Origin of the sequence: Streptomyces profundus (assembly GCF_020740535.1) — a bacterium.
Classification (GTDB): domain Bacteria; phylum Actinomycetota; class Actinomycetes; order Streptomycetales; family Streptomycetaceae; genus Streptomyces; species Streptomyces profundus.
This window is the reverse complement of record NZ_CP082362.1, coordinates 3,330,274-3,342,687: the sequence shown is the minus strand read 5'-3', so window position 1 is coordinate 3,342,687 and position 12,414 is coordinate 3,330,274. Positions and strand designations below refer to the sequence as shown.

General features: G+C 71.4%; 10 protein-coding genes. 7 read left to right on the top strand and 3 right to left on the bottom strand.

All coding sequences use genetic code 11. The annotated features are described in order from the left end of the window. Positions 1-33: 33 nt before the first annotated feature. Both K4G22_RS14635 and hisC read right to left on the bottom strand, forming a co-directional pair. Positions 34-1,575, bottom strand: a complete 1,542-nt coding sequence (locus K4G22_RS14635; RefSeq protein WP_228080676.1) for a cytochrome ubiquinol oxidase subunit I — start codon at positions 1,573-1,575, stop codon at positions 34-36. A gap of 1,383 nt (positions 1,576-2,958) precedes the next feature. Next, positions 2,959-4,089, bottom strand: coding sequence for a histidinol-phosphate transaminase (hisC, locus tag K4G22_RS14630; RefSeq protein ID WP_228080675.1), 1,131 nt, complete (start codon positions 4,087-4,089; stop codon positions 2,959-2,961). A 293-nt stretch (positions 4,090-4,382) separates the two neighbouring features. On the opposite strand from hisC, the gene K4G22_RS14625 reads away from it, so the two are divergent. The 3 genes from K4G22_RS14625 (at position 4,383) to K4G22_RS14615 (ending at position 7,586) form a co-directional block, all read left to right on the top strand. Continuing rightward, entirely contained in the window at positions 4,383-5,507 is a 1,125-nt protein-coding gene (locus K4G22_RS14625) for a LacI family DNA-binding transcriptional regulator (protein ID WP_228080674.1), read from the top strand. Between the two features lie 152 nt (positions 5,508-5,659). Further along, positions 5,660-6,613: a metallophosphoesterase gene (locus tag K4G22_RS14620; protein ID WP_228080673.1), complete on the top strand. Its 954-nt coding sequence runs from the start codon at positions 5,660-5,662 to the stop codon at positions 6,611-6,613. Positions 6,614-6,782: 169 nt separating this feature from the next. Further along, complete coding sequence (locus K4G22_RS14615; protein ID WP_228080672.1) at positions 6,783-7,586, top strand: hypothetical protein; 804 nt, start codon at positions 6,783-6,785, stop codon at positions 7,584-7,586. Positions 7,587-7,592: 6 nt separating this feature from the next. On the opposite strand, the gene K4G22_RS14610 is transcribed toward K4G22_RS14615, so the two are convergent. Then, positions 7,593-8,441, bottom strand: coding sequence for an HAD family hydrolase (locus K4G22_RS14610; RefSeq protein WP_425336686.1), 849 nt, complete (start codon positions 8,439-8,441; stop codon positions 7,593-7,595). A 106-nt stretch (positions 8,442-8,547) separates the two neighbouring features. Here K4G22_RS14610 and K4G22_RS14605 point away from each other — a divergent pair, with 106 nt between their 5' ends. From K4G22_RS14605 to K4G22_RS14590, 4 genes are all read left to right on the top strand, one after another. Next, a complete protein-coding gene (locus tag K4G22_RS14605; RefSeq protein WP_228080670.1) occupies positions 8,548-9,510 on the top strand; it encodes an LLM class flavin-dependent oxidoreductase in 963 nt (320 codons plus the stop codon). 129 nt (positions 9,511-9,639) lie between these two features. Further along, on the top strand, positions 9,640-10,602 hold the full coding sequence (locus K4G22_RS14600; protein ID WP_228084085.1) for an ABC transporter ATP-binding protein: 963 nt from the start codon (positions 9,640-9,642) through the stop codon (positions 10,600-10,602). Beyond that, positions 10,599-11,483: an ABC transporter permease gene (locus tag K4G22_RS14595; RefSeq protein ID WP_228080669.1), complete on the top strand. Its 885-nt coding sequence runs from the start codon at positions 10,599-10,601 to the stop codon at positions 11,481-11,483. Before K4G22_RS14600 ends, K4G22_RS14595 begins: the two co-directional genes overlap by 4 nt. Beyond that, positions 11,480-12,397 carry an ABC transporter ATP-binding protein gene (locus K4G22_RS14590; RefSeq protein WP_228080668.1) on the top strand — a complete coding sequence of 306 codons (918 nt, stop codon included), beginning with the start codon at positions 11,480-11,482 and terminating at the stop codon, positions 12,395-12,397. Before K4G22_RS14595 ends, K4G22_RS14590 begins: the two co-directional genes overlap by 4 nt. Positions 12,398-12,414: the final 17 nt, after the last annotated feature.

Sequence of the window (12,414 nt, the reverse complement as noted above, 5' to 3'; positions counted from 1 at the left end):
TCGATACGCTCCTTTCGCGGTCCGTGGGGGAGGTCAGTAGGAGAAGGCCATGGGACGGTCCTCGGCGTCGGCGTCCTCCGTCGTCCGGGCGCCCGGGATCGACGGCGGCCCGCCGATCCGGGTCGGGGGGTGCAGATCGGCCTCGGTCAACTCCGGTGGGCCCGCCTTGACATAGCGGATCATCAGCCGCACCTCGATCACCGCCAGCGCTCCGTAGAGTGCGGTGAAGACGATCAGCGAGGTGATCACCTCGCCCTGCGAGACGCCGGGGGAGACCGCGTCCGAGGTCTTCAGCACCCCGTAGACGACCCAGGGCTGGCGGCCCGTCTCGGTGAAGATCCAGCCCCAGGCGTTGGCGATCAGCGGGAAGAGCATGGTGAGCGTGGCGATCCGCCAGTAACAGCGGGCCAGTGTCCCGCTCAGCGGCAGACGCCGGGTCAACGCCAGCCGGGGCACCTCGTTCTCGCCGGTGCGCAGCGCGGGATCGAGCAGGAACCGTCTGCGGGTGAGCCACAGCCCGATGGCGCCGATCGCGGCCGAGGCCATGCCGAAGCCGATCATCCAGCGGAAGCTCCAGTAGGCGAGCGGGATGTTCGGCCGGTAGTCGCCGGGGCCGTACTGCTCCTGCATGGCCTCGTTGATGTCGTTGATGCCCGGGACCGGATCGGAGAAGTTGTCATGGGCGAGGAAGGAGAGCAGGCCCGGCACCTCAAGGCTGACCTTGTTGTGGCCCGCGTCCACGTCGCCGACCGCGAAGAGGGAGAACGGGGCGGGCGCCTCGGTGTCCCAGAGCGCCTCGGCGGCGGCCATCTTCATCGGCTGCTGCTCGTACATGATCTTGCCGAGGCGGTCCCCCGAGACGGCCGTGAGCAGCCCGGCGGCGACCATGGTGACCAGGCCGAGCCGCAGCGAGGTGCGCATCACCGCGATATGCCTGCGGCGCAGCAGGTGAAAGGCGGCGATGCCGACCAGGAAGGCGCCGCCGACCAGGAAGGCCGCCGTGATGGTGTGGGCGAACTGGGCGACGGCGGTGTTCTGCGTCAGCACGGCCACGAAGTCGGTGAGTTCGGCCCGGCCGTTCTCCTCGTTGATCCGGTAGCCGACGGGGTGCTGCATCCAGGAGTTGGCGGCCAGGATGAAGTAGGCGGAGAGGATGGTGCCGACGGCGACCGTCCAGATGGTGGCCAGGTGCAGCTTGGGCGGCAGCTTGTCCCAACCGAAGATCCACAGCCCGATGAAGGTGGACTCGAAGAAGAAGGCGATCAGCGCCTCGAAGGCGAGCGGCGCCCCGAAGACGTCGCCGACGAATCGCGAGTAGTCCGACCAGTTCATGCCGAACTGGAACTCCTGCACGATGCCGGTGACCACGCCCATGGCGATCTTGATCAGAAAGAGCTTGCCCCAGAACTTGGTGGCTCTGAGGTACTTCTCCTTGCCGGTACGCACCCAGGCCGTCTGCAAGCCAGCCGTCAGGCTGGCCAGCGAGATGGTCAGGGGGACGAAGAGGAAGTGGTAGACGGTGGTGATACCGAACTGCCAACGGGCCAGGGTCTCCGGCGCGAGCGCGACGTCCACGGTTCTGCTCCTCCGCTTGTGAACGTATTCACATTCACAAGCCATTATGCGCGGGGCGCTGCGCGGCTTCGCACGGGGGGCCCTCCGGGCAGGTTGGCGACGAGATCGGCTGCCAGGTTGGTGGGTGGGAACCACTGCCCTCCCGGGCGGGGTGCCCTCCCGGGCGGGTTGGCGGCGAGGCGGCGCGTGGCCCGACCGGCGGTCGGTGGCCGGCGGCCGGTTGGACGTCCGCGTGTGGGGGGGCTTGTGGTTCGGCGGCGGGTTGGGGGTGTCGCCCGGCGCTGGGTGCTTCAACGGCTGGGGCTGGCCCCAGCGAAACCGGCGGCCATTCGCCCCGGGCCGACTCGGCGACCGGCAGCCGGGACTCCGGGACTCCGGGACTCCGGGACTCCGGGACTCCGGGACTCCGGGACTCCGGGGATCGGCGATCAGTGGCTCGGCGGGGCATCCGCCTCGGCGGTTCGGTGATAAGGCCCGGCGGTCGGCGGTAACGGTCGGCGCGGTCCACTGACCGGGCCCAGCGGTCACCGGCTCAGTGGCCGGGTCCAGTGGTCAGCGGTCGTGCCCAGCGCGCAGCGCGCAGTGGCTCAGCGGTTCTGGGGCAGCGGTCGGCGGCTCAGCGGCCAGGCTCAGCACGCGGCGCGCAGTGGTTCTGCGGTCGGGCTCAGCGGTCAGCAGTCGGCACGCAGCGACTCATTGGCCGGGCTCAGCGGTCGGCGCACAGTGGCTTAGTGGTTGGGCTCAGCGTGCAACCGTCAGTGGCTCAGTGGCTCAGTGGCCGGGTCCAGCGGTCAGCACGCAGCGGCTTAGTGGCCGGGTCCAGTGGTCAGCGGTCGTGCCCATCGTCCAGCGCGCAGTGGTTCTGCGGTTCTGGGGCAGCGGGCAGTGGCTCACTGGCCAGGTCCAGCGGTCGGCGTGCAGCGGCTCAATGGTCGGGCTCGGCGGTCAGCGGTCGGCGCACCGTGGCTCAGTGGCCGGGTCCAGTGGTCAGCGCGCAGCGGCTTAGTGGCCGGGTCCAGTGGTCAGCGGTCGTGCCCATCGTCCAGCGCGCAGTGGTTCTGCGGTTCTGGGGCAGCGGTCGGCGGCTCGGTGGCCGGTCCAGCAGTCAGCGCGCAGCGGCGCGCACGGGCCCAGCGCCCAGCGGTTCAGCGGCTGGTCCCAGCGCGCCCCGCCCAGCCGCCCAGCGGCTCGGCCCAGTGGCCGGTCCAGCGCGCCCAGCGCGCCGCCCAGCCGCCCAGCGGCTGGGCCCAGCGCCCAGCGGCGCAGTGGCAAGGCCCAGCGCCCAGCGCCCAGCGCCCCGCAGTGGGTCGGTGGCTGGGCCCAGCGCCCAGCGGCGCAGTGGCCAGGCACAGCGCCCAGCGCGCAGCGGCTTAGTGGTCGGGCTCAGCGGTCAGTGGGCAGCGGGGGGACGGGGGCGAAGGTTTGGGCTGTGCGGAGTAGCTCGTCGTTGCCCTCTGGTTCGCCGATGGAGATGCGGACGCCCTCGCCCGGGAACGGGCGTACCGTCACGCCGTTCGTCTCGCAGGCGGCGGCGAAGTCGGCGGTGGCGTCGCCGAGGCGGAGCCAGACGAAGTTCGCCTGGGACTCGGGGACCGTCCAGCCCTGGGCGCGCAGCTCGTCCGTCACCCTGGTCCGCTCGTCGACCAGCGAGGCGACCCGCTCCAGCAGCGCCTCCTCGGCGCGCAACGAGGCGACGGCCGCGTCCTGGGCGATCTGGCTGACGCCGAACGGCACCGCCGTCTTCCGCAGCGCGGCGGCCACCGGCTCGTGCGCCACCGCGAAGCCGACGCGCAGCCCGGCCAGGCCATACGCCTTGGAGAAGGTGCGCAACACGCAGACCTGGGGCCGGTCCCGGTAGATCTCCACGCCGTCCGGCACCTCGGGGTCGCGGATGAACTCCCGGTACGCCTCGTCCAGCACCACCAGCACATCGGCCGGCACCCGGTCGAGGAAGCGCAGCAACTCGGCGCGCCGGATGGGCGTTCCGGTCGGGTTGTTGGGGTTGCACAGGAAGATCAGCCGGGTGCGGTCACTGATGGCGTCGGCCATCGCGTCGAGATCGTGCCCCTCCCCCGGGGTCAGCGGCACCTGGACGGAACGGGCGCCGGAGACCTGCACGATGATCGGATACGCCTCGAAGGACCGCCAGGGGTAGAGGACCTCGTCGCCCGGGCCCGCCGTGGCCTGCACCAGCTGCTGGGCCACGCCGACCGATCCGGTGCCGACGGCGAGATGGCTCACCGGGACCCGCAGGCGCTCGGCCAACTCCGCGAGCAACTCGCCGCTGAACATGTCCGGGTAGCGGTTGAGCCGCCCGGCGGCGGCGACCGCCGTCTCCAGCACCCCGGGCAGCGGGGGATAGGGGTTCTCGTTGGACGACAGCTTGAACGTCCTGCCGGTCGTCGCCCTGGCGCGGCCGGGGACATAGGCGGGCAGCCCGTCGAGCGCGGCGCGCAGCCGGGGGCTCGCGCCGGGGACGGAGCCGGTGGCGGAGTGCTGAGAGGATGCGGTCACCCGTTCACCCTAAGGGCGGGAAGTCCCGCTGACAGTAGGGCGCTCAACGCTTGTTACGCGCCCCCGGCGAACTCCCTTGCGCGCTCCCCCCATACGGGTGAGCCGGCGCACGTTGAAAGCCCAGGCGACACCGTGCAACTAGGGGCGCTACCACGGTGAGTGCGGGTTGTCTGACCTCGTTGATCTTGTGATCCCAGGTGCCAAACCCCCGTTGATCATGCAGAAACGTGTGCTCAGGGGGGAGTTCCGAGTCGCACGACACGGGCTGTCACCGGGCCTACCATCAGGTCGCCATGACAGCAGCGAAGCATCCGACGCCTCGGTCCAACGGTCGCCGGGCGAGTGGCCGGGCGGGCATTCGCGAAGTGGCGGCTGCCGCCGGAGTCTCGATCACCACTGTCTCCGACGCGCTGAACGGTAAGGGACGGTTGCCGGACACCACCCGCCGGCATGTGCGGGCGATCGCCGACCGCCTCGGCTATCGTCCGTCGGCCGCCGCCCGCACCCTGCGCACCGGCAAGTCGGGGTTGATCGGACTCACCGTCACCACCTATGGCGAAGAACCGTTCACCTTCACCGAGTTCGCCTATTTCGCGGAGATGGCCAGAGCCGCGACCTCGGCCGCCCTGGCCCGTGGCTACGCTCTGGTGATCCTGCCCGCCGCCTCCCAGCACCGGGACTTCGACGTCTGGTCCAATGTGGCGCTCGACGGCACCGTCGTGGTCGATCCGGCGGACCACGACCCCATGGTCACCGAGCTGGTCCGCCAGGGCATCCCGGTGGTCTCGGACGGCCAGCCGGGCGGCGACCTCCCCGTGACCGCCTGGGTGGACAACGACCACCACGCGGCCGTGGTGGGGCTGCTCGACCACCTCGCCGCGGCCGGCGCCCGCCGTATCGGCCTGCTCACCGGAACGAGCACCGACACCTACACCCGACTCTCCACCACCGCCTACCTCAACTGGTGCGAACGCAACGGCCAGCAGCCCGTCTACGAGGCGTACCCGGCGCACGATCCCTGCGCCGGGGCGATGGCCGCGGACCGGCTGCTGGCCAGGCCCGACCGGCCCGACGCGGTCTACGGCCTCTTCGACCCCAACGGCACCGACCTGCTGGCCGCCGCGCGCCGCTACGGCCTGCGGGTGCCCGAGGATCTGCTGTTGGTGTGCTGTAGCGAATCCACCGTCTACGCGGCGACCGAGCCGCCGGTCACCACCCTGTCCCTGCAACCAGGCCGTATCGGCACGGCCGTGATCGAGCTGCTCATCGACGCCATCGAGGGCGGCGAAGGCCGAAGTTACGGCCACCAGTTGATGCCAACCGAACTGCTGGTTCGTGCGTCCTCCCTGCCGGGTGGCCGCCGCACGGACCGTGCCACAGTGGCAGCCCCCCGCAAGCCCCCTGCCGTCGAACGGTAGTTTCGGGTAAACAGTTAGCGGCCTGCCAACGGTCTTCCCCAGGTGTGTCACAACCGACCGCCGGGATTCCTATGATGGGCGAACGGCATGGGGATCCGGCACGATCGGCCGGGTCCCGCAGGTGGAGGCGGCGCGCAGTGGTGGAGGGGTCGATGACTCAGGGGGCCGACCAGGGGCCGACGGCAGGGCGAGGCACGCTCCCGGGCGAGGCCGAGACGCCTCCCGACCTCTACACGCCGACGTTGCCCGACATCCCCGTGATGGACGGCGGCGTCGGCCCCCTCTATGTGGTCGGCGACGTGCACGGCTATCTGGACGAGTTGAGCGCCGCGCTGCGCGAGGCGGGGCTCACCGACGCCGAGGACCGCTGGGCCGCCGGCAACGCCCGGCTGTGGTTTCTGGGCGACTTCACCGACCGGGGCCCCGACGGCGTCGGGGTCCTTGATCTGGTGATGCGGCTCTCCGCCGAGGCGGCGGCGGCCGGCGGGTACTGCAAGGCGCTGCTCGGCAACCACGAGCTGCTGCTGATCGGCGCCAGCAGGTTCGCCGACACCCCCGTCGACTCCGCGGCCGGCACCGCGTCCTTCCAGGCCGCCTGGCTGCTCAACGGCGGTCAGCGCACCGACATGGAGCGGCTGCGGGACCACCACATCCAGTGGATGTCCCGGCTGGACTCGATGGCGGTGGCCGACGGCCATCTGCTGGTGCACTCGGACACCACGGCCTATCTCGACTACGGCACGACCGTCGACGACGTCAACGACGCCATCTGGCAGGCGTTGCAGCGCAACGACGTCTCGGAGACCTGGGAGCTGTTCCGCAAGTTCACCAAGCGGTTCGCCTTCCGCGACGAGGGCGGCCCGGAGAACGCGCAGGAGCTGCTCGACACCTTCGGCGGTGAGCGCGTGGTCCACGGGCACAGCCCCATTCCGTATCTGACCGGCGAGAACGGCGCGACGGAGACCGATCCGGACGGCAACGAGGGGCCGGCGGCGCCCCGCGTCGAAGGTCCCTATGTCTACGCCGACGCGCTGGCGATCGCGATGGACGGCGGTGTGACGATGGCTGGAAAGCTGCTGGTCGCGCGGCTCCCGTTGGCCGCCTGACCCGCCCCTGACCCGCCCCTGGCGCCTCGCGGGAAGGGGCGCGGGATGGGGCGAAAGTCGGGTGGAGGGGTGCGAACTCCGGGTATGTCCTGTCCGGAAACGTGTGTCGCCCTTTACCATCGTGGTCCTTGTTCTCCAGCTCTCTGGCTGAGTGCATCTGGGGGCGCCTATGAACAACCCAGCCGAACTGCCGTCCACGGACCGTGCCGAGGTCGAGCGGGTGCTCGACGAGGCGCTGCGCGCTGCCCGGACGGCCACGGGGGCCGGTCCCGAGCGGATGACCCGGCTGCGCGAGTTGGTCGTCGACGCGCTGCCCGACATCCTGCGGACCGCCGAGCCGCAGTACCTGCGGTTCGCGACACTCCGCGACGAGCTGCGCGAGGTCCAGCTGCGGGAGGGAGCCACCGGCGCGCAGCCGGCGGGGCGCGCCGGGCGCGCGGGTTCGGGCACGCTCCTTGTGGCCTTCGCCCTGATCCCGGTGCTGGCCGGAGTCAGCGGTTTGGTCTTCCTGTTGCTCGGCTACGCGCTGCGGCTGGCCAGCCCGGAGCCCTCGCTGGCCGCACCGATGCGCACGGTGGGCTGGGCCTTCGCGCTGGTGGCCGCCGGGGGCGCGCTGGTCGCCGCCGGCGCCCTGGTGGTGGCCGCGGTGCGCAACGGAGCCACCTCGATCCGGGCGTCGGGGGCCGGCGGGTCCTTGCTCTTCGAGCGGGTGGCCAGGGCCCGCGCCGACTGGCGCAGGGCGCTGTTGGACGAGGGCATCAATCCGTTCCTGCGCGGCGAGTTGGCCGACACCTGGCCGGCCGACGGGCGGGCGTCCCAACCCCGGTACTCCAGCCCGCAGTTCAGCAGCCCCGAGTTCTCCAGCCCGGCCAACGAGCGCAAGCGCGCCGGGGGCGGACCAGCGGTGGGGCATCCGGACTTCGCCAGCCCGGACTTCACCGGGCCGTCCGAGGGCGGCGCCGACCGGGGCTGAGCCGGGTCAACCCTGCCGCGCCAGCAGGCGTTCGATGACCAGCGCGACCCCGTCGTCCTCGTTGCTCGCGGTATGCCGTTCGGTGGCGGCCAGCACCGCCGGGTGCGCGTTGGCCATGGCGTAGCCGGTGCCCGCCCAGGACAGCATCTCCAGGTCGTTGGGCATGTCGCCGAAGGCCACCACCCTGTCGCGGTCGATGCCGGCGCGTTGGCAACGGAGGGCCAGCGTGCTGGCCTTGCTCACGCCAGGGGCGCTGATCTCCAGCAGGGCGTCGGGGCTCGACCTGGTGGTGCTGGCCCACTGGTCGGTGTGTTCCCTGGCGAGGGCGAGGAAGACGTCGGGGTCCAGGGTGTCGTGGTGGGCGAGGAGCTTGAGCACGGGGGCGCCCCGGTAGGCCGCGCCCTCGGCCAGCAGCTTCTCCACGGGGGCCACCTCGATCGCCGGGTCCATGGTCAGCGGCGGGTAGCCGGGCTCCTGGTGGATGCCGACGGTGCGTTCCACGGCGAACGCGACGCCGGGGGCGGCGGCGCGCAGCGCGTGCACGACGGCCAGCGCGTTCTCCCTGGGCAACGGGCGTACCTCGATGAGCTGTCCGCCGTTCCTGAGGTCCACCACCGCGGCGCCGTTGCCGCAGACGGCCAGGCCCTGGCCGTGCAGGTGGTCGCTGACCACGCCCATCCAGCGGGCCGGGCGCCCGGTCGCGAACACCACCTCGATTCCGGCCGCGTGGGCGGCGGCCAGCGCGGCCGAGGTGCGGGGCGAGACGGTGTGGTCGTGACGCAGGAGAGTGCCGTCGAGATCGGAGACGATCAACTGGGGAAGGGGCGGGGGCGTGGAATGTTCTGGCACAGTCACCCAGCATATGCGCGCACATTCGCGCGGTGACCCGCACGCCCGTGCGCCCCTCGCCCTTGCGGGGAAGCGGCACAAGGCCGCCCACCGAGGGCCTACCCTGCTGCCCATGGCTGTTTCCCCCGAGCCTCCGCTGCGGCTTTCCACCGTGATCCTCCCCGTCCACCGCTGGTCCCAGGGCGGGCGCCAAAGCTGGCAGCGGGCCGAGGAGTTGGGCTTCCACACCGCCTACACCTATGACCACCTCTCCTGGCGCGGCTTCCGCGACAGGACCTGGTTCAGCGCGCTGCCCACCCTCACGGCGGCGGCCACCGCCACCGAGCGGCTGCGGCTCGGCACCCTGGTCACCTCCCCCAACTTCCGCCATCCGGTGCCGCTGGCCAAGGAACTGCTCAGCCTCGACGACATCTCGGGCGGCCGGCTCACGCTGGGCATCGGCGCGGGCGGCAGCGGCTTCGACGCCACCGTGCTGGGGAACGACGCCTGGACCCCGAGGGAGCGCGCCGACCGGTTCGCCGAGTTCCTCCGGCTGCTGGACCGGCTGCTGAGCCAGGGTGGCTCGGACGGCGATCCGGCGGCCGGCGCCCCCGGCGTCTCCTACCGTGGCGACTTCTACTCCGCGCACGAGGTGCGCGCCCACCCGGGCTGTACGCAGCGGCCCAGGCTGCCCTTCACGGTGGCGGCGACGGGGCCGCGCGGGATGCGGCTGGCCGCCCAGCACGGCCAGGGCTGGGTGACCACGGGCGAGCCCAAGTCCCTCGGCGTCGACGCGGGTGCCGCCGGCTACCGGGCCGGTCTCGCCCGCCAGCTGGAGCAGCTGGACAGCGTCTGCGAGGAGAACGGGCGCGAACCGGGCAGCCTGCACCGGGTGTTGTTGGACTCCGTCGACACCCCCGCCGGCATCGGCACGCTGGACTCGGTCGACGCGTTCGTCGAGCACGCCGGCAACCTGGTCGATCTCGGCTTCGACGAACTGGTGGTGCACTGGCCGGCCGAGGACACGGTCTTCGCGAGGGACCCTGAGACCTTCGAGCGCATCGCCCTGGAGGGGTTGTCCCAGCTCAAGGGGTGAGCCCCCGCCCCTGGGAGCGGCGCCACCCCCTTCCGTGGCCTGGCCGGGCCCCTAAGGGCTGGCCCACAGAATGTCGACGGAAGGCTGACGCGCGCGACCTTCGTCGCCGTTAGTGTCCTTCGGGTGAGCGTGATACAGACCAACGGCTTGACCAAGCGGTATCCACGGGTGACCGCCTTGGACAGCCTGACCATCGATATCCAGCCGGGCGTCACCGGCCTGGTCGGGGCCAATGGCGCGGGCAAGTCCACCCTGATCAAGATCCTGTTGGGCCTCGCGCCGGCCTCCGACGGCACCGCGCGTGTCCTCGGGCGGGATTCGGCGCGGGAGGGGCCGGCGATCCGGGCGCAGGTGGGCTACATGCCCGAGCACGACTGCCTGCCACCCGACGTCAGCGCCACCGAGTTCGTGGTGCACATGGCCGGAATGTCCGGCTTGCCGCGCACCGCGGCCCGGGAGCGCACCGCCGACACCCTGCGTCACGTCGGGCTCTACGAGGAGCGCTACCGCCCCATGGGCGGCTACTCCACGGGCATGAAGCAGCGGGTCAAGCTGGCCCAGGCGCTGGTGCACGACCCCAAGCTGGTGCTGCTCGACGAGCCGACCAACGGCCTCGACCCGGCGGGACGGGACGAGATGCTCGGGCTGATCCGGCGCATCCACAGCGACTTCGGGATCTCCGTGCTCGTCACCTCCCACCTGTTGGGCGAGCTGGAGCGCACCAGCGACCACATTGTGGTGATCGACGGCGGGCAGCTGCTCCGTTCGCAGACCACCGCCAGCTTCATCGAGGCGACGGCCTCCCTCACCGTCGAGGTCACCGACACGGACGCCCACCCGGACGGGGCCGCCGCGCTCCGCTCCGCGCTGGCCGACATCGGCCTCACCGCCGCGCCGGCCCCCGGCCACCAGCTCCTCCTGGAGATCACGGACGAGCAGGTCTACGACACCGTCCGGGACACCGTCGCCGAGCTCGGCCTCGGCCTGGTCCGGATGGAACAGGGCCGGCACGAGATCGCCGAGGTCTTCCGTCCGAACACCGCCGACAGCGCCACGCCCCACGCCGGCGCCGGCGCGGAGGTCACGCCATGAGCAGCGGCACCGACGCCCGCATCCACAACATCGGCTACCGCAACTACGAGGGCGAACGCCAGGGCGTCGGCTACGCCCGGCGGGTCCTGTTCACCCACTCGTTGCGCGGCGCCTTCGGGCTCGGCCGCTCGGCGCGCTCCAAGGTGCTGCCGATGGGCCTGTTCGCCATCATGGCGATGCCCGCGATCGTGATAGTCGCGGTCGCCGCCTTCGCCGGGCTCGACGAACTGCCCATCGAGTACACGCAGTACGCGCTCTTCATGCAGCCCATCGTGGGCCTCTACATCGCGCTGGCCGCACCGCAGATGGTCTCGCTCGACCTGCGGTTCAAGGTCACCCCGCTGTACTTCTCCCGCCCCATCGAGCGCTCCGACTACGTGCTGGCCAAGTTCGTCGCGCTCAGCGCCGCGCTCCTCATCTTCACCGCGCTGCCGCTGGTGGTGGCCTACATCGGCGGGCTGCTGGCCGAGCTGGGCTTCGGGGAGCAGACCAAGGGCTTCGGCCAGGGCCTGCTCATCTCCCTGATCTTCTCGCTGCTGCACGCCGCGCTCGGGCTGCTGATCGCCAGCCTCACGCCGCGCCGGGGCTTCGGCGTGGCCGCCGTGATCGGGGTGCTGACCGTTCCCTACTTCGCCGCCACCGCGCTCCAGGCGGTCGCCTGGGAGTCGGACAACCCGGACCCCATCGGCTGGTTGGGCCTGCTCTCGCCCGGCACGATGATCGACGGCATCCAGTCCGCCTTCCTCGGCGGCTCGTCGACCTTCCCCGGTGAGCAGCCGCCGAGCGACGCCGCGGGGGTGGCCCTCCTGCTGGCGGCCGTCGCCGTCACCGTCATCTGCTACCTGCTGCTGGGGCGCCGCTACCGAAAGGCCGGACTGTGACCACCCTCCACATCACCAACGCCTCCCGCTGGTTCGGGAACGTGGTCGCCGTCAACGACATCAGCATGGCCATCGGCCCGGGGGTCACCGGCCTGCTCGGGCCCAACGGCGCCGGCAAGTCCACGCTGATCAACATGATGAGCGGCTTCCTGGCCCCGTCGGCCGGCACGGTCACCCTGGACGACCGGCAGATCTGGCGCAACGCCGACGTCTACCGGCAGATCGGCCTGGTCCCGGAGCGCGAGGGGATGTACGACTACCTCACCGGTGGCGAGTTCGTGCTGGCCAACGCCGAGCTGCACGGCCTGCCCGACCCCTCGGCCGCCGCCCAGGAGGCCCTGGAGACGGTCGAGATGACGCATGCCGCCGACCGCCGCATCGACACCTACAGCAAGGGGATGCGGCAGCGCGTCAAGATGGCGTCCGCGCTGGTGCACCACCCGTCGGTGCTGCTGCTGGACGAGCCGTTCAACGGCATGGACCCGCGCCAGCGGATGCAGTTGATGGATCTCCTGGCCAAGATGGGCGAAGAGGGCCGCACGGTGCTGTTCTCCTCGCACATCCTGGAGGAGGTCGAGCAACTCGCCAGCCATATCGAGGTGATCGTCGCCGGCCGGCACGCCGCCTCCGGGGACTTCCGCAAGATCAGGCGGCTGATGACGGACCGCCCGCACCGCTATCTGATCCGCTCAAGCGACAACCGGGCGCTGGCCGCCGGGCTGATCGCGGACGCCTCCACCACCAGCGTCGAGGTGGACGAGGCCGAGGGCGCGCTGCGGGTCGAGGCGGTGGACTTCCTCCGCTTCACCGAGCGGCTGCCCCGGCTCGCCAGGGAGCGCGAGGTCCGGCTGCTGACCGTCGCCCCCTCGGACGAGTCCCTCGAAAGCGTCTTCTCCTACCTGGTCGGCGCGTAGCCATGAGTCGGCACACA